General features: G+C 61.9%; 24 protein-coding genes. 9 read left to right on the top strand and 15 right to left on the bottom strand.

The window, feature by feature from the left end:
• Nucleotides 1-416 precede the first annotated feature (416 nt).
• From B9Z48_RS18060 to B9Z48_RS18050, 3 genes are all read right to left on the bottom strand, one after another.
• On the bottom strand, nucleotides 417-1,388 hold the full coding sequence (locus tag B9Z48_RS18060) for an alpha/beta fold hydrolase (RefSeq protein ID WP_108380188.1): 972 nt from the start codon (nucleotides 1,386-1,388) through the stop codon (nucleotides 417-419).
• A complete protein-coding gene (locus B9Z48_RS18055) occupies nucleotides 1,388-2,362 on the bottom strand; it encodes a tripartite tricarboxylate transporter substrate binding protein (protein ID WP_233261190.1) in 975 nt (324 codons plus the stop codon). The genes B9Z48_RS18060 and B9Z48_RS18055 overlap by 1 nt, the downstream gene beginning before the upstream one ends.
• A gap of 185 nt (nucleotides 2,363-2,547) precedes the next feature.
• Nucleotides 2,548-4,545, bottom strand: a complete 1,998-nt coding sequence (locus tag B9Z48_RS18050; protein WP_233261187.1) for a sigma-54-dependent Fis family transcriptional regulator — start codon at nucleotides 4,543-4,545, stop codon at nucleotides 2,548-2,550.
• A gap of 355 nt (nucleotides 4,546-4,900) precedes the next feature.
• Between B9Z48_RS18050 and B9Z48_RS18045 the strand changes: the two genes are divergently transcribed.
• From B9Z48_RS18045 to B9Z48_RS18015, 7 genes are read left to right on the top strand one after another with little or no spacing between them, the layout of a single operon-like run.
• Nucleotides 4,901-5,908 carry a thiamine pyrophosphate-dependent dehydrogenase E1 component subunit alpha gene (locus B9Z48_RS18045; RefSeq protein ID WP_108380186.1) on the top strand — a complete coding sequence of 336 codons (1,008 nt, stop codon included), beginning with the start codon at nucleotides 4,901-4,903 and terminating at the stop codon, nucleotides 5,906-5,908.
• 51 nt (nucleotides 5,909-5,959) lie between these two features.
• On the top strand, nucleotides 5,960-7,000 hold the full coding sequence (locus B9Z48_RS18040; protein ID WP_108380185.1) for an alpha-ketoacid dehydrogenase subunit beta: 1,041 nt from the start codon (nucleotides 5,960-5,962) through the stop codon (nucleotides 6,998-7,000).
• Nucleotides 6,997-7,239 carry a lipoyl domain-containing protein gene (locus tag B9Z48_RS18035; protein WP_090140198.1) on the top strand — a complete coding sequence of 81 codons (243 nt, stop codon included), beginning with the start codon at nucleotides 6,997-6,999 and terminating at the stop codon, nucleotides 7,237-7,239. Before B9Z48_RS18040 ends, B9Z48_RS18035 begins: the two co-directional genes overlap by 4 nt.
• Nucleotides 7,236-7,871: a dihydrolipoamide acetyltransferase family protein gene (locus tag B9Z48_RS18030; protein WP_108380184.1), complete on the top strand. Its 636-nt coding sequence runs from the start codon at nucleotides 7,236-7,238 to the stop codon at nucleotides 7,869-7,871. Before B9Z48_RS18035 ends, B9Z48_RS18030 begins: the two co-directional genes overlap by 4 nt.
• On the top strand, nucleotides 7,868-8,599 hold the full coding sequence (locus B9Z48_RS18025) for a ligase (protein ID WP_108380183.1): 732 nt from the start codon (nucleotides 7,868-7,870) through the stop codon (nucleotides 8,597-8,599). The genes B9Z48_RS18030 and B9Z48_RS18025 overlap by 4 nt, the downstream gene beginning before the upstream one ends.
• Complete coding sequence (locus tag B9Z48_RS18020; RefSeq protein WP_199233547.1) at nucleotides 8,596-9,150, top strand: gluconate 2-dehydrogenase subunit 3 family protein; 555 nt, start codon at nucleotides 8,596-8,598, stop codon at nucleotides 9,148-9,150. Before B9Z48_RS18025 ends, B9Z48_RS18020 begins: the two co-directional genes overlap by 4 nt.
• Nucleotides 9,151-9,173: 23 nt before the next feature.
• The gene (locus B9Z48_RS18015) at nucleotides 9,174-10,754 is read left to right on the top strand and encodes a GMC family oxidoreductase (protein WP_108380182.1); all 1,581 of its coding nucleotides are present in this window, start codon (nucleotides 9,174-9,176) and stop codon (nucleotides 10,752-10,754) included.
• Nucleotides 10,755-10,846: 92 nt separating this feature from the next.
• On the opposite strand, the gene B9Z48_RS18010 is transcribed toward B9Z48_RS18015, so the two are convergent.
• From B9Z48_RS18010 to B9Z48_RS17995, 4 genes are read right to left on the bottom strand one after another with little or no spacing between them, the layout of a single operon-like run.
• Nucleotides 10,847-12,376 carry a class I adenylate-forming enzyme family protein gene (locus B9Z48_RS18010; protein ID WP_108380181.1) on the bottom strand — a complete coding sequence of 510 codons (1,530 nt, stop codon included), beginning with the start codon at nucleotides 12,374-12,376 and terminating at the stop codon, nucleotides 10,847-10,849.
• The gene (locus B9Z48_RS18005) at nucleotides 12,376-13,608 is read right to left on the bottom strand and encodes an acyl-CoA dehydrogenase family protein (RefSeq protein ID WP_089956387.1); all 1,233 of its coding nucleotides are present in this window, start codon (nucleotides 13,606-13,608) and stop codon (nucleotides 12,376-12,378) included. Before B9Z48_RS18005 ends, B9Z48_RS18010 begins: the two co-directional genes overlap by 1 nt.
• 35 nt (nucleotides 13,609-13,643) lie before the next feature.
• Entirely contained in the window at nucleotides 13,644-14,468 is an 825-nt protein-coding gene (locus tag B9Z48_RS18000; RefSeq protein WP_089956389.1) for an alpha/beta fold hydrolase, read from the bottom strand.
• 8 nt (nucleotides 14,469-14,476) lie between these two features.
• Nucleotides 14,477-15,562: a peptidase M29 gene (locus B9Z48_RS17995; RefSeq protein WP_089956216.1), complete on the bottom strand. Its 1,086-nt coding sequence runs from the start codon at nucleotides 15,560-15,562 to the stop codon at nucleotides 14,477-14,479.
• A 95-nt stretch (nucleotides 15,563-15,657) separates the two neighbouring features.
• On the opposite strand from B9Z48_RS17995, the gene B9Z48_RS17990 reads away from it, so the two are divergent.
• Both B9Z48_RS17990 and B9Z48_RS17985 read left to right on the top strand, forming a co-directional pair.
• Nucleotides 15,658-16,218: a flavin reductase family protein gene (locus tag B9Z48_RS17990; protein ID WP_108380180.1), complete on the top strand. Its 561-nt coding sequence runs from the start codon at nucleotides 15,658-15,660 to the stop codon at nucleotides 16,216-16,218.
• Nucleotides 16,215-16,655: a MarR family winged helix-turn-helix transcriptional regulator gene (locus B9Z48_RS17985; RefSeq protein WP_089956224.1), complete on the top strand. Its 441-nt coding sequence runs from the start codon at nucleotides 16,215-16,217 to the stop codon at nucleotides 16,653-16,655. Before B9Z48_RS17990 ends, B9Z48_RS17985 begins: the two co-directional genes overlap by 4 nt.
• A gap of 223 nt (nucleotides 16,656-16,878) precedes the next feature.
• Here the strand turns inward: B9Z48_RS17985 and B9Z48_RS17980 are convergent, their stop codons facing one another.
• The 8 genes from B9Z48_RS17980 to B9Z48_RS17945 all read right to left on the bottom strand — a co-directional run bounded on the left by B9Z48_RS17980 (nucleotide 16,879) and on the right by B9Z48_RS17945 (nucleotide 25,875).
• Nucleotides 16,879-17,361, bottom strand: a complete 483-nt coding sequence (locus B9Z48_RS17980) for a GreA/GreB family elongation factor (protein ID WP_089956228.1) — start codon at nucleotides 17,359-17,361, stop codon at nucleotides 16,879-16,881.
• A gap of 323 nt (nucleotides 17,362-17,684) precedes the next feature.
• Nucleotides 17,685-18,080 (bottom strand): RidA family protein, encoded by a 396-nt coding sequence (locus B9Z48_RS17975; RefSeq protein ID WP_089956231.1) that lies wholly within the window; start codon nucleotides 18,078-18,080, stop codon nucleotides 17,685-17,687.
• A gap of 121 nt (nucleotides 18,081-18,201) precedes the next feature.
• On the bottom strand, nucleotides 18,202-19,854 hold the full coding sequence (locus B9Z48_RS17970) for an AMP-binding protein (protein ID WP_199233549.1): 1,653 nt from the start codon (nucleotides 19,852-19,854) through the stop codon (nucleotides 18,202-18,204).
• Nucleotides 19,855-20,030: 176 nt separating this feature from the next.
• Nucleotides 20,031-21,215 carry an acyl-CoA dehydrogenase family protein gene (locus B9Z48_RS17965; protein ID WP_089956236.1) on the bottom strand — a complete coding sequence of 395 codons (1,185 nt, stop codon included), beginning with the start codon at nucleotides 21,213-21,215 and terminating at the stop codon, nucleotides 20,031-20,033.
• A gap of 3 nt (nucleotides 21,216-21,218) precedes the next feature.
• Nucleotides 21,219-22,079 carry an enoyl-CoA hydratase family protein gene (locus B9Z48_RS17960; RefSeq protein ID WP_089956240.1) on the bottom strand — a complete coding sequence of 287 codons (861 nt, stop codon included), beginning with the start codon at nucleotides 22,077-22,079 and terminating at the stop codon, nucleotides 21,219-21,221.
• On the bottom strand, nucleotides 22,076-22,570 hold the full coding sequence (locus B9Z48_RS17955; protein ID WP_089956244.1) for a MarR family winged helix-turn-helix transcriptional regulator: 495 nt from the start codon (nucleotides 22,568-22,570) through the stop codon (nucleotides 22,076-22,078). Before B9Z48_RS17955 ends, B9Z48_RS17960 begins: the two co-directional genes overlap by 4 nt.
• Nucleotides 22,567-23,358 carry an SDR family NAD(P)-dependent oxidoreductase gene (locus tag B9Z48_RS17950; protein ID WP_089956247.1) on the bottom strand — a complete coding sequence of 264 codons (792 nt, stop codon included), beginning with the start codon at nucleotides 23,356-23,358 and terminating at the stop codon, nucleotides 22,567-22,569. Before B9Z48_RS17950 ends, B9Z48_RS17955 begins: the two co-directional genes overlap by 4 nt.
• A 183-nt stretch (nucleotides 23,359-23,541) precedes the next feature.
• Nucleotides 23,542-25,875, bottom strand: coding sequence for a bifunctional salicylyl-CoA 5-hydroxylase/oxidoreductase (locus tag B9Z48_RS17945; RefSeq protein ID WP_108380178.1), 2,334 nt, complete (start codon nucleotides 25,873-25,875; stop codon nucleotides 23,542-23,544).
• Between the last annotated feature and the right edge of the window lie 89 nt (nucleotides 25,876-25,964).

The raw sequence follows: 25,964 nt of genomic DNA, 5'->3' as shown, positions 1-25,964 counted from the left end.
CCGCCAGTTCGCCTCCGGTTGCTCCCCACCCCGCTTCGCAGCGACGCAGTTACCTTCGACTACGGGGCCTTGGCTTACCCCGACATGGACTCTCACCATGCTGTGTACGCGCCTTCACGGGCGCACTGGGAGCCCCGCCCTCGGGGCGATGGAGTGGTCTGCGAGGGTTTTCGCGACGAGGGCGTCGCTCCTACAGGGGCAAAGCCCCCATTTTGGGGAAACCCCGCATTTTGTGGGAGCCCCGCCCTCGGGGCGATGGGTCGTGGTCTGCGAGGATTTTCGCGACGGGGGCGTCGCTCCTACAGGGGCAAAGCCCCCGTTTTGTGGAAGCCCCGCATTTTGTGGGAGCCCCGCCCTCGGGGCGATGGACTGTGGTCTGCGAGGGTTTTCGCGACGAGGGCGTCGCGCCTACAAAATCAAACCATCCAATTTGCCAGCGCATCGCTGGTGGCTTCGGGCAATTCTTCGGGGATGAAATGGCCCGAAGGCATGACCTGACCTGCCACATGGCCTGCGCATTGGGCTTGCCACAGCTCGACAGGCTTGAACATGCGGTTGACCACGCCCCGGCTGCCCCACAACACCAAGGTGTCACAAGCAATTTTGTCTCCCCGCTCGCGGCCTGCACGGTCGTGCTCCAGGTCAATGCCTGCGCTGGCGCGGTAGTCTTCGGCCGCGCTGTGGATGGCGGCGGGCCAGCCTTGCTCGTTCAGCATTGGATTGCAAAAGGCGCGTTCGTATTCGGCCAAGGCCTCGGGCTCGATGTAGGCCAAGCCCTGGCTGCCCCAGCCGCCCAGCTTGGCGTGCAAATAGGCTTTGGCGTTGCCGCCGATCATGAATTCGGGCAAGGGCGCGGGCTGCGTCAGGTGGAACCAGTGGTAGTAGGCCTGTGCAAAGGCAAAGTAGGGGTCGGCCACCGGGCCGGAGACCTCGGGCGCTTTACCCCAATTGCCGCTGTACATGTCCAGCGTTGGCGCAATGTCGATCACGCACAACTTCTTGACCCGCTGGGCATGGTCCAGCGCCAAACGGTGCGCCACGCGCCCGCCCCGGTCGTGACCGCACAAGAAAAAGTCGCCCACACCCAAGGCGTCGAGCAAGCCCACCACTTCTTGCGCCATGGCGCGTTTGCTGTAGTGCGCGTGCTCGGCGTCGCCCACGGCGTGCGACGAATCGCCGTAGCCCCGCAGATCGGGCATGACCAGGCGGTAACGGCCGCGCAGGTTTTGCGCGACGCGGTGCCACATGACATGGGTTTGCGGAAAGCCGTGCAGCAACACCAGCACGGGCAAGTGCGCTTGCGCGGCCCAGTCGGCCGATTGCCGATAGCAGACCGGCAAGCCCATCACCGTGAGCGTTTGCCGCTCGAAGCCTTCAAACCAAGACATCAGTCGACCTTGGCACCTGAGGCCTTGACGACTTCGGCCCACTTTTTGTGCTCAGCGTCAATCAATGCCGCAAATTGCGCAGGCGTGTTGCCACTGGGGATGGCCCCCAAAGTGGCCAAGCGCTCTTTCAAAGCGGGGGTGGCCAGAGCCTTGGCAACTTCTTGCTGGATGCGGTTGACCACGTCAGCAGGGGTGCCAGCGGGGGCCAGCAAGCCAAACCAACTGCTGGCTTCAAAGCCCTTGAGCCCGGCAGCTTCTTCGATGGTGGGCAACTCAGGCATCGCTGCCGAGCGCTGGGAACTGGTCACTGCCAGGGCTTTGAGCTTGCCGCCTTTGATCAAGGGAATGGACGATGGCAAGTTGTCAAACATCACGTCCATGTTGCCGCCCGACAAGTCCAGCAACGCGGGGCCAGAACCCCGGTAAGGAATGTGGGCCATGAAAATGCCGGTTTGGCTCTTGAACAACTCGCCCGCCAAATGGATGGAGGTGCCGTTGCCACTCGACGCCATGTTCAGCTTGCCAGGGTTGGCTTTGGCGTATTTGATGAAGTCGTTGACGTTGTTGATTTTGTTGGCCACCGCTTTTTCGGCGTTGATCACCATCACGTTGGGCACACCCGCGACGAGCGTGATGGGCGCGAAGTCTTTGAAGGGGTCGTAGGGCAGCTTGGCGTACAGGGCGCGGTTGATGCCGTGTGTGCCCACGGTGCCCATGAGCAGGGTGTAGCCGTCGCCTGCCGACTTGGACACGATTTCTGCCCCCAGGTTGCCCCCCGCTCCCCCTTTGTTCTCGATGACGAACTGCTGGCCAAAGGCTTTGCTCAATTCGGGCGCAATGGCGCGGGCCAAGATGTCGGTGGTGCCGCCGGGTGCAAAGGGCACCACGATCTTGACGGGCTTGTTGGGCCAGGCGGTTTGGGCCCAAGCCATGGACGAAGTTGCCAGCAAGGCAGCGGCCGCAACACCACCCATGATGTGTCGGCGGTTCAATTTTGAAATCATGCAGGTCTCCTTTAAAAACGTTATCCCTGAATGATGACATCTTCAGGCCCAGGCCCTGTCACCCAAGCGCCGAAACACCCCCCGATCTAGGGTTTGTCTGAGGTTGCCCCCCAGACAAACATGTCCGGCTTGCGCAAGACGCGGCTTGATCCTCCTCAAATCGGCGCACTGATGCCTTCGCGCGCCATGCGCCGGTAAATGGTGGAGCGGCTGACGCCCCGTTGGCGGGCCACTTCCGAGACATTCCAGCGCTCTTGGCGCAAGTGCGCCAAGAGTTGGGCGCTTTTCTCGTGCAGGGCTGACTCCGGCATGGAAGACGGTGGCTGGCTGGACAGGGCCGTGCATGACGCCAGCGGCTCCCCCGAGGCCAAGCGGGGCGGCAACAAAGGCACGCCAGCAACGCACTGCAACTCGCGAGGCAAATGCCTGGGCTCGATCAGATTGCGTTCACACAAGGCCACCGCCGTTCGCAAGACGTTTTTCAACTCGCGGATATTGCCAGGCCATGCGTAGTGCTTCAACAAATCGCAGGCCTCTGGCGTGATGGTGGGAATGAACACCCTGGACTGTGCGCGTGTTTGCGCGTGCAAGACCTGTTCAATCAGTGCGCCCAAATCCTGGCGTTCGCGCAAGGCCGGCAACTCGATCACGATGCCACTCAAACGAAAATACAAGTCCTGCCGGAAGTGCCCCTCTTCCACCATGGACAACAGCTTGCGGTGCGAAGCGCAAATGACCTGCACATCCACTTTGGCCGACACCTCTGCGCCCAAGGGCATGACTTCACCTTCCGCCAGAACGCGCAACAAGCGGGTCTGCAAAGCCAGTGGCATGTCGCCAATTTCATCCAGAAACAAGGTGCCGCCATCGGCTTGCTGGATCTTGCCCTTGACCCCTTTGGCGCGTGCCCCGGTAAAGGCACCATCCGCATAGCCAAACAACTCACTCTCAATCAGGCTTTCGGGAATGGCTGCGCAATTGAGGGCGATAAAGGCTTGGGCTTTGCGGGCGCTGCACTGGTGCATGGCTTGCGCAAACATTTCCTTGCCCGTGCCAGTCTCCCCATGCAGCAAGACCGAAATGCCCTTGTTCATCACCCGACTGGCCTTGAGCACGTTGGACATCATCAAGGGGTCCGTACCGGCCAGCACATGCAAAGCTTGCAGGTCCGTGCCCACCGAAGCGGCCTGGGCATGGTTTGCCAAGACCCTGTTCACACGCGGCTGCGTGGGATGCGTGAGTTTGGCAAAGTAGCGCCGCGCACTGGCCACATGGCGCACTTCGAAGGCGTCACCTTTGGCCCGGTGCGCCTGCGTGACCAGTGCGGGCATGTCCAGGCCCAACACATGGCCGATGTCTGCCCCCATGCACGTCAGCGCATGCGCCAGTGGATGGTCCGGATGCGCCCCCAAGCACTGACGCGCCCGGCTGTTGGCGGCCATGACCCGACCGCTCTCGTCCAAGGCCATCAAGAGGCTGACCTGCACATCCAGCAAGGCCCGACTTTCGCTCAGATGCAAGACGCAGTGGTGGCGATGCTGGCGCAAAAAATAAGCGTCCTCGACCATTCGGGCCGTTTGCGACACCATTTGCAGCACCAGGTGTTGGCTGCGCTTGTCGTGCGGTGAATACAGCGCCGATGCATCCAGAACGGCCAGCAAATCACCCCCAGGTCCGAACACCGGGGCAGAGCTGCAGGTCAAGGTGGTGTTGGGCGAGCGAAAGTGCTCATCGTGGTGCACGGTGATGGGGGCGCGTTCAATCGAACACACGCCCACCGCGCAAGTGCCTTCCACCTCCTCTGACCAGCAAGCCCCCACATAAAGACCCGCATGTCTCAGCTCTTTGTCGTGGGCCTCGTTGTTCACAAAGTCCACCGTCACGCCTTGTGGATCGGTCAGCAACACCACATAACCAGCATCCCGAACTTGGCGCGAGAGTTGATTCATGCCCTCGCGCGCGGTGTGCATCAAGTCTTCCAACGGCGTTTGGTAATCCTTGAGCTGGCCCCTCGAATACACCCTGGGTGGCGTGCTCAGACCGGGGTCGATCTGGTAGCGCTCCAAAGACCGTTTCCAGGAATTGGCCAGGGCCGAGTCGCCCTGCATGGCCTGACGAATGCGCTGGTCGATGACGGAAGCTGAAAAGGACATGGTGAAAGGGGTGAACACGCCCATACCAGCGCTGCAAGAGGTATTTCTCCAAACGCCGTATGCCTACGTGTAGTCGTTGACAAAACGCCCGATCGTAGTCATTTACGCCTCTGTTTTCATTGGCGCTTACCCGACTGAAACGTGTCATTTGTTGCATGGGAATGCAACACCTGTCGCACCCCGAAAGGCGGCCATTGCATCAGCTGTCTGCCTTTTGCAACAGGCCAGCGGCCATGCAGTCAGGGCAATCCCTTGCTGAATCTGGCTTTTTCCCGCTGGCACGGCGATTGCAAAAGTTCATCGTCCGATGCCCGTCATTCGACGGTGCACGGCACCAGAACTTGAGGAGATATGCATGCAAGCAAGTACCGAGCAATTGCGGTGGATGTACGAAACGATGGTCGAAATTCGTGAGTACGAAGAGACCATGGTCAAGGTGTATATGGAAGGCAAACTGCCGCCCGCCATTCAAAAAGGCCTGGCCTTTGACATCGGCTCAGGCCCCGTGCCCGGAGAGATGCACCTGGCCGCAGGCCAGGAGCCGGTGGCCGTTGGGGTGTGCGCGCATCTGCGCCAAGACGACACCGTGGTGGGCGCACACCGCCCGCACCACTTTGCCATTGCCAAGGGCGTGCCCCTCAACCCCATGACAGCCGAGATGTTTGGCAAGGCCACGGGCCTGGGCCGTGGCAAGGGTGGCCACATGCATTTGTTTGACCCGGAGCACAAGTTCAGCTGCAGCGGCATCGTGGGTGCCAGCATGCCCCCGGCTTGCGGCGCGGCGCTGGCCGCCAAAAAGCGCGGCACCGACGCGGTGGCCGTCGCCTTTTTTGGAGAAGGTGCCACCAACCAGGGGGCCTTCCATGAATCCATGAACCTGGCTGCCCTGTGGCGCTTGCCTGTGATTTTTGTGTGCGAAGACAACGCGTATGCCATCTCGGTCGAAAAGTCCGAATCGACCTCTGTGGCCTGGAATTCAGACCGTGCAGCGGCATACGGCATGCCTGGCATTTTGGTGAAAGACAACGACGCCGTCGAAGTGTTCAAAGCCGCAGGCCAAGCCGTGGCGCGGGCACGCGCAGGCCTTGGGCCGACCCTGATCGAGGTCAAAACCGACCGCTACCTGGGTCACTTTCAAGGTGATCCGGAAACCTACCGCCCCAAAGGCGAAACAGAGGCATTGCGCAAAAACGATCCGATCCCGCACCTAGCGCAGCAACTGCGTGCCCTGGGCGCCCTGGACGATGGCCAAGACGCGGCATTGCGCCAGGCCGTGCACCAGCGCGTTCAAGAGGCTTACGACTTCGCGCGCAACAGCCCCTACCCCGAAGCCGAAGACGCCTTGCTGCATGTCTTTGCCTGAACGTTTCAGCCTCGGAAAACCCCACACCCCCTCACATTTCAGGAGTCCTTCATGACCCAACCCAACCGCAAACTCACCATGGCCCAAGCCATCTCCGAAGCCATTGGCCAGGAGATGGAACGCGACGCAGAAGTCTTTGTGCTCGGCGAAGACGTCGGCAAGTACGGCGGCATCTTCGGCGCCACCGGCGGCCTGCTCGACAAGTTTGGCAAAGACCGCATCATGGACACGCCCATCTCTGAAACCGGCTTCATTGGCGCGGCCATCGGCGCAGCGGCAGAAGGCATGCGCCCGATTGCCGAATTGATGTTTGTCGACTTCTTTGGCGTGTGCATGGACATGATCTACAACCACATGGCCAAAAACACCTACATGGCCGGTGGCAACATCCAGCTGCCGATGGTGCTGATGACGGCCATTGGCGGCGGCTACAACGATGCGGCGCAGCACTCGCAATGCTTGTACGCCACATTTGCCCACATGCCGGGTCTCAAGGTGGTGGTGCCCTCCAACGCCTATGACGCCAAGGGTTTGATGACCCAGGCCATTCGGGACAACAACCCCGTGGTCTTCATGTTCCACAAAGGCATCATGGGCCTGCCCTGGATGTCCTACCTGGAGGGCAGTACCAACGAGGTGCCGCAAGAGGCTTACACCATCCCATTCGGCAAGGCCAAGGTTGTGCGCGAAGGCCGCGATGTGACGATCGTCACGCTCAGCCAGATGGTGCAAAAAGCGGTGCTGGCCGCCGAAACCCTGGCCGCACAGGGCATCGACGCCGAGATTGTGGATTTGCGCACCGTGGTGCCCCTGGACCGCGAAACCATCTTGGCCTCGGTCAGCAAGACGGGGCGTCTGCTGGTGGCCGATGAAGACTATTTGAGCTTTGGTCTGTCGGGCGAGATCGCCGCACTGGTGGCCGAAAACCTGGACATCCTGACCCTCAAAACGCCTGTGCGACGCTTGGCCGTGCCCGATGTGCCGATTCCCTACAGCCGCCCGCTGGAACAATTCGTCATCCCGCAAGTGGCCAACATCGTGCAGCAGGCACAAGCCTTGATGGTGGCGCCGAAAGTGAAGGTGGCCGCATGAACGCCGTGACCTTGCCCGCCGAATTGTGGGCCGATGTGGATGAGGGCACCGAAGCCCTGGTGGAAGAATGGCGGGTCAAAGAACAAGACACGGTGACGGCAGGTCAAGTGCTGGGCAGCGTGGTGCTGGTCAAGTCCAGCCATGAAATCACGGCCCCCGTGGCCGGCACCGTGCAACGCATTTGCGTTCAAGTCGAGGAGACTTTCGCACGCGGCACCACACTGATCGAGCTGTCATGAGCGTCATTCCCCTCAAAGGCATGCGAGGTGCGATTGCGCGCAACATGACCTTGGGCTGGCAAGCCCCTCGCGTGGCCATGACCGTGGAAGTCGACATGACGGCCTGCCTGGGTCAACAAGTCGGCGTCACGCCCCAGGTGCTCAGCGCGGTCGCAGGCGCTTTGCGGGATCACCCCGCACTCAACGCGTGGCTGACCCCCGAGGGCATCGCCCCGCAGAGCGTGGTGAATCTGGGCATGGCCGTCGCGCTGGCAGAAGGCTTGGCTGTGCCTGTGATCCGCAACGCGGCGGCCAGGTCACTGACCGACATGGCGCAGCAGGTTCGGGAATTGGCCGCAGCAGCACGCCAGCAAAGCTTGCCGCCCAAGGCCTATCAGGGCGGCAGCTTCACGGTGACGAACCTGGGGGCCACGGGCATTGACTGGTTCACGCCGATTCTCAATCCACCCCAAGTGGGTATTTTGGGCATCGGCCGCACGCTGGACACCCCCGTGGTGCGTGACGGCCAGATCGTGATGGCGCCCATGATGTCCATGACTTTGGTGTTCGATCACCGCGCTGTGGATGGTCACCCTGCCGCCCTGTTCTTGGCCGACTTGCGCAAGCGACTTGAAGCAGGAGTCCTGCCATGAAGCGCGACTGGCCTGTCGATTGCCTGACGGTGTCTGCGGCAGAGGAACAACGCTGGAACGAGCAGCAACTGAGCACGCTGGTGACGCAGCCGATCACGCGCTTTTGGCGCTACACGGAACCTGCTTTGGTGCTGGGCTGTGGGCAACGCGCCAGCTTGGCGCAACTGCCCGACAGCCCCATACCCGCGCTGGTGCGCCATGCCGGTGGCGGTGCGGTGCTGACGGGCCCCTGGATGCTGAGCCTGTCGGTCATGCTGCCGCCTGACCACCCGGCTGTCAGCGCAGGGATTTTGAGCAGCTACCGCTGGTTGGGCGAGAGCATGGCCACTGCCTTGCAAAACAGTTGGGGGGTGCCCGCGCAAGCCCTGGCCAAGCACGCGTCCAAGCCAGAGGACAAGCCCGCGAACAGTCCCCCTCATTGGGCCTGTTTTGCAGGCTTGTCCCCCTGGGAAGTCGTGGCCGATGGGCGAAAGCTCGTCGGTCTCGCCCAGGTCCGCCGAAGCACGGGCGTGTTGCTGACCGCCGGTGTTTTGGTGAGCCCGCCCGACTGGGCACTGCTGTGCCAAGCCATGGGCAAACCCCTGACAGACGCCATGGACCTTGAATGCGCAACGACTTCGGTCAGTGCGTATGGGGGCCACGCTGTCACGGCCCACGATGTGTTTCCTGCACTGGCTTTGGCCGTGCAAGAAGCGCTCCATTCATTTTTACCTCAGGAGACTTTATGAGCACTCAAAAACCTTCCATGCGTGTCCTCGACAAACTGCCCCAAGTGCAGCGCCGAAGCTTTCTCGCCGGTGCCGCCGGCATGAGCGTCGTGCCAGTCACGGCGCTGAGCATGGCCCCCACGGCCTTGCACGCAGCGTCGTTCAAGGTACTGGGCAGCCAAACCGGCACCACGCTGCTGCGCATGGCACGCGACATTTATCCGCACGACAAGCTGGCCGACCGCTATTACCTGCAGGCGCTGATGGCCCATGAGAAAGCCTCGGCCAAAGACGCGGCCCTGAAAAAAATGATCACCGAGGGTGTGGCAGAACTGGACGCGCAAGCCAAGCGCCGCTTTGGCAGCAGCTACGCCGCAATTGCCAAAGAAGCCGATCGCGTCAGCGTTCTCAAAGGCATCGAGCAGTCGCCTTTCTTTCAAAAAATTCGCGGTGACATGGTCACCGGTCTTTACGACAACAAGCAGGTCTGGCCCATGTTGGGCTACGAAGGCTCATCTTGGCAAAAGGGCGGTTACGTCAACCGCGGCTTCAACGACATCAACTGGCTTTGAGCCCATTTTCAGGAGACAAACACATGGCAACACCTAAACAATTTAGCCTCAACGACGACAGCGTCGTGGTCATCGTCGGCTCCGGCGCGGGCGGCGGAACCCTGGCCAATGAGTTGGCCCAAAAGGGCATCAACTGCGTGATTCTGGAGGCAGGCAAGCACTACACCCAGGACGATATCGACAACGACGAATGGGGCATGTTCAACAAAATTTCCTGGCTGGACAAGCGCATCTCGGCCGGTGGCTGGCACCACACCAAGACCTACCCCGGACTGCCCGCCTGGATCGTCAAGGGCGTCGGTGGTTCATCTGTCCACTGGGCTGGCCTTGCCTTGCGCTTTCAGCCGCACGAATTCAAAACCCGCAGCACCTATGGCGAACAAGCGGGCACGCAAGTGATGGATTGGCCTGTGGATTACGCTGAAATGGCGCCCTTTTATGAGCTGGCCGAAAAGAAGTTGGGCGTCACGGGCACTGCTGCCAGCGGATTGCCCATGCTGCCTGAGAACAACCACTACAAGGTCATCGCTGCCGGGGCGCGCAAGATCGGCTACAAAAACATCGTGCGCCCCATGGCCATCAACTCGCAGGCCTACCAGCACCGCCCCGGTTGCCAGCAAATCGGCTTTTGCATGCAGGGCTGCAAGATCGGCGCGAAATGGTCCACCCTGTATGCAGACATCCCGGATGCCCTGGGCACCGGCAAGGTGGAACTGCGCCCGCAGTCCATGGCCCTGCGCATTGAACATGACGCACAGGGCAAAGCCACGGGTGTGCTGTATGCCGACAAAAACGGCAAGCAGCATTTCCAGAAAGCGCGCATCGTTTGTGTCGCAGGCAACTCGATTGAGTCGCCACGCCTCTTGCTGAACTCGGCCTCCAGCATGTTCCGTGACGGTTTGGCCAACTCGTCCGGACAGGTGGGGCGCAATTACATGAACCACTCCACGGCGGCAGCGGCGTCGATTTATGACAAACCTGTCTACATGTACCGTGGCACCTCTATTGGTGCGGTGGTGGCCGATGAAGCACGACATGACGCATCACGCGGCTTCAATGGCGGTTATTACCTGGAAGGTTTGTCTCTGGGCCTGCCCTTCATGGCGGCCTTCATGCAACCGGGCGGCTGGGGGCGCGATTTCACGTCGGCCATTGATTTGTATGACCACATGACCTGCGTCTGGGTGTGCGGCGAAGACCAGGCCATGGCGGATAACCGCATCACCCTGCACGCCACGGAAAAAGACCAGTACGGTCTGCCCGTCCCCGTCGTCACCAAGACCTACACCGCCAACGATGATCGGCTCGCCAGCCACGGCCTCAAGCAATGGCGTGCTTTGTCCGAAGCCGTCGGGGCCAAGCGTGTGATCGACATGCCGCCTTACCCGGCCAGCCACAACATGGGCACCAACCGCATGAGTGAAAAAGCCCGAGACGGGGTGGTCAACCGCCACGGTCAGGCGCACGACATCAAAAACCTCTTTGTCTCGGACGGCAGCCAATTCACTTCCAGCGGCGCCTGCAACCCGACCCTCACCATCGTGGCCCTGGCCATTCGGCAAGCCGGTTTCATCGAAAACGCGATGAAACGCCGGGACCTTTGAGGGCCGGCTTGGCAAACCCTTGCTGGGTCACACCGTGGCTGGCCATTCAAGGCCCCCGTGTGTGATACAGCAATCGGCCTGATGCCCTCAGCTCACCCCTGCAAAAGCTGTTGCAGCTGCGGCTTGAGTACCTTGCCCAAGGCACTCTTGGGCAGGCTGTCCATGAACACCACGCGGCGCGGCAACTTGAAGCGGGCGATGCGGATTTGCAGGTGTTGCAACACGGCTTCGGCCGTCAGGGTCTGCCCTGCGGCGTCGGGGCTGCGCACCAGCACCGCCACGGGCACTTCGCCCCAGCGGGCATCGGCCACGCCGACCACCGCGTTCTCGGCCACGCCGGGCAAGGTGACAAGCTGGTTTTCGATTTCGGCCGGGTAGATGTTTTCGCCACCCGAGATGATCATGTCTTTGCTGCGGCCCACGATGGTGATGCAGCCGTCTTCGGCGCGCTGGCCCAGGTCGCCGGAGTGGAACCAACCATCTTGCAAACCGACGCCAGCCTGCCCGTCTGTGCTCCAGTAGCCGCGCATCAGGTTGTCAGCGCGGATGCAGACTTCGCCCGTTTCTCCGGGGCCAACTTCTTGCCCTTGGGCGTTGATGAGTTTGACCTGCGCTTGCGGGTGTGGCCAGCCCGACGCGCCCACGCGGGCCATGGCCTCGGGCAAGCGCAGCACGATGGACACCGGGCCGGTTTCGGTGGTGCCGTAGACCTGGCCCACGGGCACGCCGCGTGCGTGCAACGTTTCGAGGTAAGCCACAGGCACGGTGGACGAGCCGGTCATGATGCCGCGCAGGCAAGCGAGCGAGGTGTCCGCCCAGCGCGGGTGTTCAAACAAGGCACGCATGGTGGCGGGAACCAAGAGCGACAGCGTGGGGCGGCTCGTGTGCATTTCATCCAACCAAGCCGACGGGTCAAAGCGCGGGTGCAAGACCACCTCCACCCCTGCCAGCAGCGCGGGCAGGGTCTGGATGCACAGGCCGCCCACATGGAACATGGGCAACGTGGACAGCACCTTGTCGCCCGGCACAAAGTCGTGCGCCCAGGCACTGGCGCGGGCATTGGCCAACAGCGCCGCCTGTGTGTGCACCGCGCCCTTGGGCACGCCTGTGGTGCCGGAGGTGTAGACCAACAGCAGCGGCAAGTCGCCATGCACGGCGGGCAGTGGCAGCGCACGAGGCGAGGCGGTGGCAATCAGGCTGTCGTGGTGGGTGTGCTGTAGGTCTGCGCCTTGCAGTGCCTGCGCCGTGACGGCATGGTGGCTGTCGTGCACCAGCAGGCGCGGCTGGGCGTCTTGCATGACCTGCTGCAACTCGGGCACCGCCAAGCGAAAGTTGAGCGGCAAGAACACCGCGCCCAAACGGGCACAGGCCACCAACGTGACCAACTGCAGCTCATGGTTAAACCCGAGCCAGGCCACGCGGTCACCCGGCTGCACGCCCCAAGTGGACTGCAGGTGCGCGGTGACGCGTGCCACGCGCCGCCAGAACTTGGCGAAGTCGTATTCAAAGGTCTGATCGGGTTGGCGCTCGTCGCCCCTGAAGGTCATGGCCGGCTGCGCGCCGCGCTCGTGCGCGAGCTGCGCAAAGCGCGCCGCGAGGGGGCTGGTTTCTTCTGCCCCCATCACTCGTCTTTTTCGCCGGGTTCGTACAGGGCTTCGCGGCCAATGCGGTCCATGCACAGCTCGGCCGTCCAGGGCAGCATGAGCGAGCCGCAACGTGCATCGCGGTAGAGGCGCTCCAGCGGCAGGCTTTTGAGCATGGACTGACCGCCACAGGTGCGGATGGCCAAACGGGCGATGTCTTGTGCGTTTTCCATGATGGTGTACTGCGCGGCATAGGCCCGCAGGCGGGTGGATTTGCTTGGGTCCACCTTCGCGTCTTCAATAGCACGCAGGAACAGGTTGCGGGTTTGTTCGAGCTTGATGAACATCTCGGCCACGGCGATCTGTTTGGTGGCGAACTGGCGGCGCTTGACAGGGCCCGTGCCCGCAATCTCGCCACGCAGATAGGCCACGGTGAAGTCGTACGCCGCTTGCGCGATGCCCATGTAGGTGGGCGAGAGCGTCATGAACATGTGGGGCCAGCGGCTGGCGGCTTGGAAATACAGGCCCTGCGGCATGAGCGCCGCGTCGTCGGGCACGAACACGTCTTTGAAAATCAGGTTGCGCGACACGGTGGCACGCATGCCCAAAGGGTCCCAGTCACCTTCGATCGTCAGGCCCGGCGCGGTGCGGGGGATGGCCAGGTACAGGGTGTCGCGGCGCGACAGGTCAGCGCCCTCTTTTTTCTCGGTACACAGCACGCCAAAGTAATCGGCGGCGTCTGACAGGGATGCGAAGATTTTTTTACCGTTGATCTTCCAGCCGCCATCGACCTTGACGGCGAGGGTGCCGAAGGGTTGCGCCCCTGAGGCCGCAGCGCCGCCTTCTGAAAACGGCTGCGCGTAAATCGCACCGTCTTTCACCACCCGTGCAAAGTGGGTGGCCTGGTGCGTGCGGTGTGAGGCGCGTTGCTCGGGCGTCATCTCCAAGTCTTCAGACAACAAGCCGCTCCAAAGCATGGTGCAGACGTGCATGTTGAAGGTGAGCGCGGTGGCGCCGCAGTAGCGACCAATCTCGGCCGACACCATCGCATAGGTGGCGTAATCGGCACCCTGGCCGCCATGCGCTTCGGGCACGCACAAAGCCAGCAGGCCCGAGTCGCGCATGTCGTCGTAGTTGGCAAACGGGAACTGGGCGTCGCGGTCGAGCTGCGCGGCGCGGGGGGCGAACTTTTCGCGGCCGAGTTGCCGCGCCAAAGCCATCAGCTTTTGCTGTTTTTCGGTCAGGGGGTAATCGTCGCCACAGATGGGCATGACGGTGGGCTGGGTTTTATCTTGCACATCGGTCATCAAAAGCTCCGCAAAAAAGGCAGCAGTGCATCGGCAAAGCTGTCGGGTTGCTCAAACGTCAGCAAATGGCCCACGCCCGGCAGGCACAGGTATTGCGCATGAGGAATCTTTTCGGCCATGCGCTGCACCACCGCGGGCGCAGCGGTGCGGTCGTGTTCGGCCGCGATGCACAGCGTGGGCACGGTGATCGTGGGCAAGGCGCTGCGCTGCTCAAATTGCACCAGCGCGCTGAGCGCCGCTTTGTAGGCGGCTGGCGTGATGGAGCCCATGCAGGCTTTGGCCTGCGCCAGACCCGGGCCGTCAAAGCCCGGTGCCACCATGGTTGGCACCAGTGCATCAGCCACATCGCCCATGCTTTGGCCTGCTTCCAATGGAGCCAAGCGCTGCGCGATGAAGGCTTGTTGAAAATCGCCGCCGCTTTGACCAAAACCCGGACTGCTGGCGGCCAGCACCAAGCCTGCCACACGCTCAGGGTGACGTGCCCACATTTGCAAGGCCACCATGCCGCCCAGACTGTGGCCCACCAACACGGCTTGCTGCAAACCCTGTGCATCCATCAGCGTGGCAAGAGCATCTGCCAAGTCGTCAAAAGTGCAAGGCTCGATCATCGGACTGTCGCCGTAGCCCGGCATGTCCCAGGCCACACTGGCGTAACCCGCTTGTGCGCAGGCCTGCTGGATGGCACACCACGAACTGGCCCGCCCGCCGATGCCATGCAGAAAAACCAGCGTTGGTTTTGTAGGAGCTGCGCCCTCGCGGTGATCAGACGTACTTTTCGCGACGAGGGCGTCGCTCCCACAGGCGGGCACGGCTACGCTAGACATCAGGGCGCTCATGCCAGCACCGCGCTCACGACTTGGCCCGCATCAACAACCACAGTGTCGTCGAGCCGGATGGTGCAGCCGCGCATGGGCAGGTCAAAGTGGCCCAGGGTGTGGCGGCCCGCAACTTCGTTGGCCCCGGTCGAATACAAAAAGTTGCCCGCAAAGGCACGCAGCTCGGTGCCATTGCAATCGCGCTTGTCGTAGAACGCCATGGCGTCCCAACGCGCCGCCGGGTTGAGGCCAAAGCCCACATGCGAGACGGCATAAGCGGCGCGGTGGCCTTCGGCGTCTTCCCAGGCTTTCCAGTAGCCGCGCATCATGTCCACGTCCACGCCCTGCCCCTCGATGGCGACCACGCTGTCGTTCTCGATGGTCAGGCGGATCGTGTCGCGCAAATAGCTTTTGAAGGTGAGGTTCACATCGCCCGGAGCCATGACCAGCGTGCCGTTGACACTGCCTGCGGCCGGAAAAGCCAGCGCCAGCCCGGCAGGCCAGTGCGACACCATGCCCGGCTTGGGGCAAAAGCCCCACACGCCGCCGACCACCGCTTGTTTGTCGCCATGTTTCAGGTTCACGCGCAGGTCGGTGCCTGCGGCAGACGTGACGTGCATCTGCTGTGCGCCACGCAGTTTCTTCATGGCGGCACGCACCACGCCCTCGAGCGCCGGATCGGGCACGGTGCGCTCCAAAATTTCAGGGTGCTCGTTGGACACCATGAGCAGACGCGGCATGTGCCCGTCCACGCCCTTCATGATGGTCGGCAACTCGGGCGCGTGCAGCAGGCCTTCGACGGTGCAGTCCACCACCATGTCGGCGCGGGCCAATGCAGCCACCACGGGGCCGAGCTGGCCAATCGCGTCGCTGGCGCCTGTGGAGCGCACGGGCGCGGGGGCAGTCAGTGCAGGCGTCGTCAACGTCACTTCGAACACACGGGCGCCCATGGCCTCCAGCGCGAGGCGGGCCAAGTCCACGTTGACCCGTCGTGATTGGGTTTCGGCCAAAATGGCCACCACCTCACCGGGCTGCACCTTACACAACGTGAAGGTGCGGGTAAAGGCCGCGAGCCACCTGTTTTCGATTCGTTCCACCAGCATGCTTGTCTCCTTGGCCTACAGCTCTGAACGGTTCACCTGCAGACATGAATGGTCAGTTTATATGAAAATTCATGCAATTCAACTATCATCCACCCATGCATCAAGCCCCCCCATCACACATCAAAGCGCTGAGTCCAGACTTTGAAACGCCGCATTTCAAGCAAGCCCTCTCGCGCTTTGCCACGGGGGTGACCGTCATCACCACGTTCGCGCCAGGCGCACGCAAGGGCGATTCGGCCAGCAGCAGCTTTGTGGGCATCACAGCCAGTTCATTCAACTCGGTGTCGCTCACGCCCCCGTTGGTGCTGTGGAGCCTGGGTCAAGGCGCCAGCAGCGCACCGCTTTTCCATGCGGGCACGCATTACGTGGTGAACGTGCTGGCCGCCGATCAGCTGGATGTCTGCAACCGTTTTGCCTTCGGCAAAGGCGATCGCTTTGCCGACACCGCTTACACGCTGGGCGAGTCGGGTTTGCCTATTTTGAATGGCGCTCTGGCCTGGTTTGAATGCCACAACCGCAGCCGCCACGAAGAAGGCGACCATGTGATTTTTGTGGGTGAGGTAGAACGCTGCGGCTTCAGCGATGGATCAGCCCCGCTCGTTTACCAGGGCGGTCAGTTCAGCACCACCACGCCTCTGCCCCATCCTCTGCCATGACCAACTCGGCAGGCTTTGTCGACGACTACCTGGCCTATTTGCTGGCACGCGCCAGCCATTTGATTTCGAGCGAGTTCCACGCCGTGGTCGAAGCCAGCGGCCTGAGCCTGATGGAGTGGCGCGTCATGGCCAGTCTGTCGGGCAAAGACAGTTTGAGCATCAACGAACTCGCCAGCATCGTGTTGGCCAAACAACCCACCGTGACCAAGCTGGTGGGCCGCATGCAAGACGCCGGGTGGGTCAAGCGGTGCGACGCCGCACACGACAAACGGCAAAGCCTGGTCAGCCTAACAGCCGCAGGTCGGCGTAAAGTGCAGCCCCTGCTGAAACAAGCCAAAGCGCACGAAGCCCAGGTGGTGTCTGCTTTGGGTGCGGACCCGGCCCATCAACTCAAGCTCATGTTGGAGAGCTTGATTGCGGCGCATGGCAGTACCTGAGCGCGCAAGGGCACAGCCAAAATTTTGGGCTTTAGGTTTGGGTGAACCATTTATTGCAATCTCTGCGGCAAGTGGTTGGGGCTAAGACTCAATGGCTGCATGGCAGCGGGAGCGGACATTGGCGTTGGTCCGCAGGAGGGCAAATATCGGCCAACAGTAGTTACTTGGCTTTGGTGCAAGGCCCTGGGCCAGTATGCCAATTTGGCTTGGGCTTGCTTGCTGATTAATTGACCCGCAGCACCTCAAATTGCTGTCGGATTGAAGCAACCTGTATCCACACCTCATCACCCTCGTATTTACCCAGCATCGCCCTACCCAAAGGGGCTTCGCTGCTGATGACCTGAATGAGCTGTGCGCCGCTGACCAACTTCATGCTGCCCCCATCCGGCCCGAGAAAGAGCAGTTGCTGCTTGTCGGCGGAATCGACTAGGAAGACCAGCGCGCCGAGCTGTATACCTTTGCTGGCGTCATAGGGGCGCGGGCGGAATTGGCGCCAATTGGCAAGCGCCTGGCGAATGTCTTCAGCGCGTCGAGCCTGGCCGGTGGCAAGGTAGGCGGCTTCGAGTCCAAGTGTGTCGTATTTGTTTTCGGCAATGTTTTCTTCGTGAGTCGCCGCTTCATGGGCCGCACGCACTGCCTGTTCTGCTTGCAGAAGGTCCTCGGCGAGCCGGTCCAGCACCTGCTGCTGCAGCAAGAATTTATCCATGATGAAAGGTCGGCACATCGACAAGAGAGGGGCAGGTTTTGATTATGAGGGACTCCACTAGCCTTTGACGCCTGTGTTGGCTGCACCTTAACTTCCGCTATGCGCACTGTCCTCTCGCTCATTTCCGTGCATCGAACGGTAGGAACCGGCCGACCGCCGCAGGCCATGATCAATGACTGCTTGGCTGCGCCAAACCTGTTGGCTTGGACTTACGCTTTATCGTCGGTTCCCGCCCTTGGTGCAAGCTTGTCGTAGTCAGCTTACAGCCTAAACCTGCCGATCGATCTGGGCTTTCTCCAGCTTTTAACCAAATCCTTTTTAGTTCACTCCGGAACCACAGCTGTCACTTCGATCTCGACCAGGGCCCGGTCTTCCACCAAATCAGCCACCTGTACCAGCGTCATGGCCGGGTAGTTCTTGCCAATCACTTCCTGATAGACCTTGCCCAGCTCCCTGCCGCGTGCGAGGTATTCCTTCTTGTCTTTGACGTACCAGGTCATGCGGGCCATGTGCTGGGGGCCTGCGCCTGCGCACGCGAGCGTGTCGACGATGTTTTGCAGGGCCTGGCGGCACTGGGCCACAAAGTCGTCGGTCTCGAATTGGGCCTGGCCGTTCCAGCCGATCATGCCCGCGACGAACACCATGCGGCCACGCGCTTCGATGCCGTTGGCATAGCCTTTGGCAGGTGCCCAGCCTTCTGGTTGGAGGATGTTGAACATGGGGTTTCTTTCCATAAAAGTGTTCATCTGTCTTTGTAGGGGCCAGCCCTGCTGGCGATGTTGGTTTGCACGCCATCGCTTGCAGGGCAAGCTCCTACAAAGAGCCTGCTTCGGCATGCGATCAATCCATTTGACGCAGCTTGAAGCGCTGCAGTTTGCCGGTTTCGGTGCGGGGCAAGGCGTCCAAAAAGACCACCTTGCGCGGGTACTTGAACGGGGCGATGGTTTGTTTTACATGCTCTTGCAGGGCTTTTTCCATGGCCGCGTCGCCCGTGTGGCCGGGCTTGAGCACCACATAGGCCTGCACGATGTGCCCGCGGTCTTCGTCGGGCATGCCGACCACGCCGCATTCGGCCACGGCCGGGTGTTGCAGCAAAGCGCCTTCCACCTCGGGGCCTGCGATGTTGTAGCCCGCCGAGATGATCATGTCGTCGTTGCGCGCCTGGTAGCTGAAGTAACCGTCGGCGTCCATGACGAAGGTATCACCGGGCAGGTTCCAGCCGTCTTTCACATAGTCTTGTTGGCGCGGGTCGGCCAGGTATTTGCAGCCTGTGGGGCCACGCACGGCCAGTCGACCCACGGTGCCGGGCGGCACGGGTTGCATGTCGTCGCCCACGATCTGCGCCACATAGCCGGGCACCACTTGGCCAATGCTGCCGGGGCGCACTTGCGCGCCCGCGCTGGAGATGTAGATGTGGATCACTTCGGTGCCGCCAATGCCGTCGGTCATCTCGATGCCCGTGGCCTGCTTCCACAGCTGGCGGGTGGCGTCGGGCAAGGCCTCGCCTGCCGAAACGGGGTGCTTGAGGCTCGACAGGTCAATGCCTTTGGCCAGCGTCGCCATCTGCCGGTACATGGTGGGCGCGGTGTAGCACTGCGTGGCGCGGTACTTGGCAATGGTCTGCATCAAGGTCTCGGGCGTGTGCTTTTCGAGCAGCACGGTGCTCGCGCCATAGCGCAGCGGGAACGCCAGCAGACCGCCCAAGCCGAAGGTGAAGGCGATGGGCGGCGTGCCGCAAACCACATCGTTTTCGTTCATTTGCAAGATGTGACGCGGGAACAAATCGCACATGGCCAGCACATCGCGGTGGAAGTGCATGGTGCCCTTGGGCTTGCCTGTGGTGCCGCTGGTGAAGGCGATCAGGCACACGTCGTCGCGGCTGGTGGTGTGGGCGGTGTACGCACCCGTCTGCTGCGTCATGCGCTGCTCCAGGCCATCAGGGGCATCGCTGCGGAACTGAACCAACTGCTGCAAGCTGGCCATGTGGCTGGCGTGGCTGGGCGTCATGCAGTGCTGCAGTTCGTCGGCCAGCAGGCTGTCGCAAAGCGCAGCGCTGACCTGCGCTTTGTCGATGATCTGTGCCAACTCGCCCGCACGCAGCAACGGCATGGTGGGCACCGCCACCAAGCCCGCCTTGAGCGCGCCCAGCAAGCAAGCTGCCATCATGGGGCTGTTGCCGCCGCGCAGCAAAATGCGGTTGCCGGGCACGAGGCCCATGTCTTGTGTCAGCACCTGGGCGATGCGGTTGCTCTTGTCTTGCAACTGCGCATACGTCCAACTGAAGTCGCCGCCGCCCTTGTTGAAATCGTTCACGCCATGCAGCGCGATGCGATCGCCTTTGCCTGCCTGCACATGGCGGTCCACCAATTCCACCGCGCAATTGATCTGGTCCGGGTAGTCCAGCTCGGGCCGATCCGTAATGAACACAGGCAGTTGATCTTGGGGCGGCAGCCGGTCACGCGCAAACGTGTCGGTGTGGCTGCTGGGCAGCAGTTGGTTCCAGTCCTTCATGTCCTTGTCTCCATTTTTTATTTCTGTTGTGCAGCGTTTGCCGCGCCACGCTGTCGAGGGGCCCCGGGGGCGGGGGCCGATTTCTGCGTACCCCCGCAGCATGAGGCCCCCGCCCCCGGGGCCCCTCTTCAGCTCACCCGATCAGCCGCAGCGAACCATCAGCCCTTCAACACATCCTTGCCAATGATCAGCTGCTGCACTTCGGTGGCGCCTTCGTAAATGCGCAACGCCCGAATCTCGCGGTACAGCGACTCCACCATCACGCCTTTTTTGACGCCCTTGCCCCCGTGCATCTGCACCGCCATGTCGATGATCTGTTGGGCGTTTTCGGTAGCGGTCATCTTGGCCATGGCCGCTTCACGGGTGATGCGCCCGCCCTGGTCGCGCAGCCAAGCAGCGCGATACGTCAAGAGCGTGGCCGCGTCCAGCAGGGTGGCCATCTGCGCGATCTTGGTCTGGGTGATTTGAAAGTCGCCCAAGCTTTGGCCAAACATCTTGCGCGAACGCGCCCAAGCAATGGACTCGTACAGCGCACGCCGCCCAAAACCCAAAGCGGCTGCGGCCACCGAGGTGCGGAACACATCAAGGGTGGCCATGGCGACCTTGAAGCCTTGGCCCGCTTCGCCAATGCGTTGGTTGGCAGCGACCTTGCAGTTGTCAAACTTGAGCGTAGCCAGCGGGTGAGGGGCGACCACGTCGATGCGCTCTTCAATCGACAAACCGGGTGTATCGGCATCGACAATGAAAGCCGTGATGCCCCGTGCCCCGGGCGCTTCGCCCGTGCGGGCGAACACCACATAAAAGTCGGCGATGCCGCCGTTGCTGATCCAGGTCTTGCGACCGTTGAGCACATAGCCGTCTGCCGTGACCGTGGCGCTGCACTGCATGGCGGCCACGTCGGAGCCTGCATCGGGTTCGCTCAGGGCAAAGGCGCTCAAGGCCTGACCCGACGCCACACGCGGCAGATAGCGCTGCTTTTGATCGGCGGTGCCCATGAGGCTGATGGCGCCTGTGCCCAAGCCCTGCATGGCAAACGCGAAGTCTGACAAGCCGTTGTGAAAAGCCAGCGTCTCGCGCAGCAGGCAGAGCTGACGGGTGTCGATCACGTCAGACGCTGCGCCATAGGCCGTGCCGGACACTGCATGCTTGAGCCAACCGCCTGCGCCCAGCAGGCGCACCAGGCGGATGCATTCGGCATCCACCGCGTCGCGGCTTTCGTCGTGGTGCGCGTGGGCAAGGTGCTGTTGGCACCAAGCGTCCAGCCGCACTTTGAAGTCGCGGTGGCTGTTGTCAAAGAAAGGCCAGTCGAGTTCTGGCGGGTGCGTGGCTGGGTGGTCTGACATAGCTCAGTCCCCTTCAAAAACGGGCGTTTGCTTGGCCACAAAGGCGTGGTACGCCCGGTGGAAGTCGTTGGTGGCCATGCAGATCGCTTGGGCCTGGGCTTCGGCCTCAATGGCTTCATCCACGCCCATGTTCCACTCTTGTTGCAGCATTTTTTTGGTGATGCCGTTGGCAAAGGTGGGGCCGGCCACCAGCTGGGCGGCGATGGCCTGTGCATCGGCCAAAACAGTGCCTGGCTCGCACACGCGGTTGTAAAAACCCCAGCGCTCGGCCTCCAGCGCGCCCAGGCCGCGCCCGGTGAACAGCAACTCGCTCGCACGGCCTTGGCCGATGATGCGAGGCAAGAGCGCGCACGCGCCCATGTCGCAACCGGCCAAGCCGACCTTGTTGAAAAGGAAATAAGTCTTGCTGCGTTCGGTGCCGTAGCGCAGGTCAGACGCCATAGCCAGGATCGCGCCTGCGCCCGCGCACACGCCGTCGATCGCCGCGATGATGGGTTGTGGGCAGGCGCGCATCGCCTTGACCAAGTCGCCCGTCATGCGGGTGAAGGCAAGCAGGCCGGGCATGTCCAGCTTCGTGAGCGGGCCGATGATTTCGTGCACGTCACCACCTGAGCAGAAGTTGCCGCCCTCGCCCGCGATGACCACGGCATGGATGTCGGGGGCGTAGGGCAAGGCGCGGAAAAAGTCACGCAGCTCGGCATACGAATCAAACGACAACGGGTTCTTGCGCTCGGGGCGGTTCAGGCTCACCGTGGCCACACCGTCTTTGACGGACAGCAAAAAATGCTCGGGCTGGTAACCCGCCATGGGCTGGTTGTGGCGGGGCAGCTGGTGCGGCTGGCCGGGCAGGTAGCGTTGGGTCATTTTGTCTCCTCAGAATTTTTAGGGTTGCCGGACTTCAAGGTGCCCAGCAATTGATGCAGTTGTGTTTGTTCTCGCTCAGCCAGCGGCGACAGCAGCTCGACGACCCAGCCCTCGTGGGCCAGGGCCATGGCCGTGAAAGCGCTGCGCCCGGCATCGGTCAGGCTGACCGTATAGGAACGGCGATCATTGGCCTGCATTTGCCGCTGCACCAGTTGTTCTTTTTCGAGCTGGTCGACGATGCTGGTGACGTTGCCACCCGTGACCATCATGCGGCGCGACAACTCGCTCATCGACAAGCCTTGCGGCTCGCGCTCGAGCTGGGCCATCAGGTCAAAGCGCGGCAGCGTGATGTCAAACTGTTCGCGCAACCGTTGGCGGATGGTGTCTTCGATGCGGGTGGTGGCCGAGAGCAGACGCAACCACAGGCGCAACGAGGCGTGGTGGTCGGCGTGCGCGCGCACTTCCATGTCGGTGTCTTGTCGTGCACTCATGACACCAGCTCCCCACCATCAATGGCAATCGATTGACCGTTGATCGCATCGCTGCCCGCCGCGCACAGCCACAAGACGCTTTGCGCCACTTCGTGCGGCTGCACCAGGCGCTGCTGCGGGTTGTTGGCGGCCAGCGCTTGGCGTGCTTCGGCTTCGCTCTTGCCGGTTTTGCTCACGATGTTTTGCACCGCTTCGCGCACGATGTCGGTCTCGGTGTAGCCGGGGCAAATGGCGTTCACGGTCACGCCTTTGCGGGCCAATTCGAGGGCCAGCGCTTTGGTCAGTCCCACCACGCCGTGCTTGGCGGCCACATAAGCGCTCACATAGGCATAGCCTTTGAGGCCTGCTGTGCTCGCGATGTTGACGATGCGTCCGGGCGTGCCTGCTTTGGCCGCTTCGAGCATGCCCGGCAGCACCGCCTGGATGCAGTAGTAGGTGCCTGTGAGGTTGACGTTCAGCATCTGTTGCCACAGCGCGGCATCGGTCTTGGCAAAAGGTGCGCTGTGCGCCTGGCCCGCGTTGTTGACCAAAATGTTCACCGGGCCAAAGCGAGCTTCCGCTTGCTGCACCGCCGCTTGCACGGCGTGTTCATCGGCCACATCCATGGGCGCGATCAGCACCGCCACATCGGGCACCTGTGCGCGCAGCGCCTCGGCTTGTGCCTGCAGCTTGTCTTGCGAGCGGCCACAGAGCGTTAGGCGGCAACCCGCTTGCGCGAGCTGCAACGCGATGGCCGCGCCAATACCTGCACCGGCTCCGGTGATGAGGGCATGGCGGTTGCTCAGCATGCTTTGCTCCCTGTAGGAGCGGCGCCCTCGCCGCGATTGGAAATTGTTGGAGCCACCTCTCCTTGATTTTTTTCTGTGGGAGCGGAGCCCTCGCCGCGATGAACGCCCAATCGCCGCGAGGGCGCGGCTCCCACCAATTCAAATTTCAAGGAAGTTGAAGTCCCCCCATGAGCATTCAACATATCAATCCCCCTTTGTCGCAGCCTGCTGGGCACGCTCGCGGGCAAAACCGGCTTCGAGCTGCGGCTTGCCCGAAACGTAAGCACGCGGCCAAGCGATGTCTTTGAAGCCAATGCGTGCTGCTTCTGTCAAGGTCCAAGCCGGGTTGGCCAAGTGCGGCCGAGCCACGGCGCACAGGTCGGCGCGGCCTGCGGCCAGGATGCTGTTGACGTGGTCGGCCTCAGAGATGGCACCGACCGCGATGGTGGCGATGCCGGCTTCTTGGCGGATGCGGTCGGCAAACGGGGTTTGGTACATGCGGCCGTAGGTCGGCTTTTGCTGCGCACTGACCTGGCCCGACGAGCAGTCGATCATGTCGGCGCCTGCGGCCTTGAAGGCGCGGGCGATCTCGACCGCATCGGTGGGTGTGATGCCGCCTTCCACCCAGTCGTGCGCCGAGATGCGCACCGACATGGGCAGGTCTTTTGGCCATGCGGCGCGCACTGCGATAAACACTTCGAGCGGGTAGCGCAGGCGGTTTTCGAGCGAGCCGCCGTATGCGTCGCTGCGTTGGTTGGTGAGCGGGCTGATGAAGCTCGACAGCAAGTAGCCGTGTGCGCAGTGCAGCTCCAGCCAGTCAAACCCGGCTTGGGCTGCGCGCTGGGTGCTGGCCACGAAGTCGGCCGTGACGCGGTCCATGTCGGCGCGGGTCATGGCGCGGGGTACATCGCCATGGGGCAAATAGGGCATGGGCGATGCGGCGATCAGCGGCCAGTTGCCTTCTGCGTCGTCAGCGGGCACAGGCTGGTCCATGCCCGGGCCTTGCCAAGGGCGGCAGGTGGAGCCTTTGGGTCCGGCATGGCCGATCTGCAGGCCGATCTTTGCGTCCGACTTGGCATGCACCCAATCCACGATCTTGGCAAAGTCGGTGGTCTGCTGGTCATTCCACAAACCCGGGCAGCCGTGCGTGATGCGACCATCGGCACTGGGCGCGGTCATCTCGACCATCACCAGCCCGACGCCACCCATGGAGCGTGCGCCCAGGTGCACCAGGTGGTCATCGCCCACGCGGCCGTCCACGGCCATGTATTGCGCCATCGGCGAGACCACCACGCGGTTCTTGAGTGTGACTGAGCGTTGGGTGTAGGGGGTGAACATTGGAGGACGAATGCTCGGCGTGGCCGTGCGCCCTGCAAACCAGGCCTCGTAGCCTTCCAGCCAGGCTTTGTCACGCAGACGCAAATTCTCGTGGCTGATGCGCTGGCTGCGGGTGAGCATGGAGTACATGAACTGCTCGGGTTCCAGCTGGTCGCAGTAGCGCTCACCGCACACCTCGAACCATTCCATCGCGTTCCATGCGGCGTTTTGCAGGCGGATCACATCAATCTCGCGCACGGCTTGGTAATGTTTCAGCACCTCAGGAATGCGGTCTGCGGTGTCGCCCAGCGCCTTGAACTGGCGCACCAGCTCGATGGCGTCTTCCAGCGCGAGCTTGGTGCCCGAGCCAATGGCAAAGTGCGCGGTATGTACCGCGTCGCCCATCAGCACCACATGGCTGTTGCCATTGAAGTGCGACCAGTTGGCGCATTTCACGCGCTGGAAGTTCAGCCATGCTGAGCCACGCAGGTGTCGAGCGTTGGCCATCAGCTTTTCGCCTTGCAGGTTTTTGGCAAAGAGCTTTTCACAGAAGGCAATCGACGCGTCTTGGTCGGCATTGTCCAGGCCATGTGCCAGCCAGACATGCTCGGGGCACTCGACGATGAAGGTGGAGGTCTGGTTGTCGAATTTGTAGACGTGCGCTTGAAACCAGCCGTGCTCGGTCTTCTCGAACAAAAAGGTGAAAGCGTCGTATTGGCGGTGCGTGCCCAGCCAGATGAAGCGGTTGGGACGCGTGACGATGTCGGGCTTGAAAATTTCTGGTGTGCGGCTGCGCACACGCGAGTTGACACCATCGCTGGCGATGATGAGGTCGGCATCGGGAAAGTCCAGATCCGAGTTCACGTCTTGCTCGAACAGCAGTTTGACGCCCACCTGCTCGCAGCGGTCTTGCAGAATGTTGAGCAACTTTTTACGGCCAATGCCGACAAAACCATGACCGCCCGAGCGGATCACGCGGTCCTTGATGTGCAGCTCAATGTCATCCCAATGGTTGAACGCTTGCTCCACCTCGGCGGCGGTTTCGCGATCCCACTGGCGCATGTTCTCCAGTGTTTGGTCAGAAAACACCACGCCCCAGCCAAAGGTGTCATAGGGCTTGTTTCGCTCCACCACGGTGATGTCGTGGTGGGGGCCGAGCTTTTTCATCAGCAACGCAAAGTACAAACCCGATGGACCGCCACCAATACACACAATTTTCATGTTCGTTCTCTTTGCTAAAGATCGCACAGGCCATTGATTAAGGCCTATATATTTCAAACCTCAAGTATTAAGGTGAATGAACGTGCGGT

The sequence above is a fragment of the Limnohabitans sp. WS1 genome (assembly GCF_003063265.1).
Classification (GTDB): Bacteria; Pseudomonadota; Gammaproteobacteria; order Burkholderiales; family Burkholderiaceae_C; genus Limnohabitans_A.
This window is presented reverse-complemented; position numbering and strand designations above follow the sequence as displayed.

Excerpts from the sequence above, each read along its gene's own strand:
- B9Z48_RS18060 (WP_108380188.1), bottom strand. The coding sequence starts at position 1,388 with ATGTCTTGGTTTGAAGGCTTCGAGCGGCAAACGCTCACGGTGATGGGC.
- B9Z48_RS18055 (WP_233261190.1), bottom strand. The coding sequence starts at position 2,362 with ATGGGTGGTGTTGCGGCCGCTGCCTTGCTGGCAACTTCGTCCATGGCT.
- B9Z48_RS18050 (WP_233261187.1), bottom strand. The coding sequence starts at position 4,545 with ATGTCCTTTTCAGCTTCCGTCATCGACCAGCGCATTCGTCAGGCCATG.
- B9Z48_RS18045 (WP_108380186.1), top strand. The coding sequence starts at position 4,901 with ATGCAAGCAAGTACCGAGCAATTGCGGTGGATGTACGAAACGATGGTC.
- B9Z48_RS18040 (WP_108380185.1), top strand. The coding sequence starts at position 5,960 with ATGACCCAACCCAACCGCAAACTCACCATGGCCCAAGCCATCTCCGAA.
- B9Z48_RS18035 (WP_090140198.1), top strand. The coding sequence starts at position 6,997 with ATGAACGCCGTGACCTTGCCCGCCGAATTGTGGGCCGATGTGGATGAG.
- B9Z48_RS18030 (WP_108380184.1), top strand. The coding sequence starts at position 7,236 with ATGAGCGTCATTCCCCTCAAAGGCATGCGAGGTGCGATTGCGCGCAAC.
- B9Z48_RS18025 (WP_108380183.1), top strand. The coding sequence starts at position 7,868 with ATGAAGCGCGACTGGCCTGTCGATTGCCTGACGGTGTCTGCGGCAGAG.
- B9Z48_RS18020 (WP_199233547.1), top strand. The coding sequence starts at position 8,596 with ATGAGCACTCAAAAACCTTCCATGCGTGTCCTCGACAAACTGCCCCAA.
- B9Z48_RS18015 (WP_108380182.1), top strand. The coding sequence starts at position 9,174 with ATGGCAACACCTAAACAATTTAGCCTCAACGACGACAGCGTCGTGGTC.
- B9Z48_RS18010 (WP_108380181.1), bottom strand. The coding sequence starts at position 12,376 with ATGGGGGCAGAAGAAACCAGCCCCCTCGCGGCGCGCTTTGCGCAGCTC.
- B9Z48_RS18005 (WP_089956387.1), bottom strand. The coding sequence starts at position 13,608 with ATGCCCATCTGTGGCGACGATTACCCCCTGACCGAAAAACAGCAAAAG.
- B9Z48_RS18000 (WP_089956389.1), bottom strand. The coding sequence starts at position 14,468 with ATGTCTAGCGTAGCCGTGCCCGCCTGTGGGAGCGACGCCCTCGTCGCG.
- B9Z48_RS17995 (WP_089956216.1), bottom strand. The coding sequence starts at position 15,562 with ATGCTGGTGGAACGAATCGAAAACAGGTGGCTCGCGGCCTTTACCCGC.
- B9Z48_RS17990 (WP_108380180.1), top strand. The coding sequence starts at position 15,658 with ATGCATCAAGCCCCCCCATCACACATCAAAGCGCTGAGTCCAGACTTT.
- B9Z48_RS17985 (WP_089956224.1), top strand. The coding sequence starts at position 16,215 with ATGACCAACTCGGCAGGCTTTGTCGACGACTACCTGGCCTATTTGCTG.
- B9Z48_RS17980 (WP_089956228.1), bottom strand. The coding sequence starts at position 17,361 with ATGGATAAATTCTTGCTGCAGCAGCAGGTGCTGGACCGGCTCGCCGAG.
- B9Z48_RS17975 (WP_089956231.1), bottom strand. The coding sequence starts at position 18,080 with ATGTTCAACATCCTCCAACCAGAAGGCTGGGCACCTGCCAAAGGCTAT.
- B9Z48_RS17965 (WP_089956236.1), bottom strand. The coding sequence starts at position 21,215 with ATGTCAGACCACCCAGCCACGCACCCGCCAGAACTCGACTGGCCTTTC.
- B9Z48_RS17960 (WP_089956240.1), bottom strand. The coding sequence starts at position 22,079 with ATGACCCAACGCTACCTGCCCGGCCAGCCGCACCAGCTGCCCCGCCAC.
- B9Z48_RS17955 (WP_089956244.1), bottom strand. The coding sequence starts at position 22,570 with ATGAGTGCACGACAAGACACCGACATGGAAGTGCGCGCGCACGCCGAC.
- B9Z48_RS17950 (WP_089956247.1), bottom strand. The coding sequence starts at position 23,358 with ATGCTGAGCAACCGCCATGCCCTCATCACCGGAGCCGGTGCAGGTATT.
- B9Z48_RS17945 (WP_108380178.1), bottom strand. The coding sequence starts at position 25,875 with ATGAAAATTGTGTGTATTGGTGGCGGTCCATCGGGTTTGTACTTTGCG.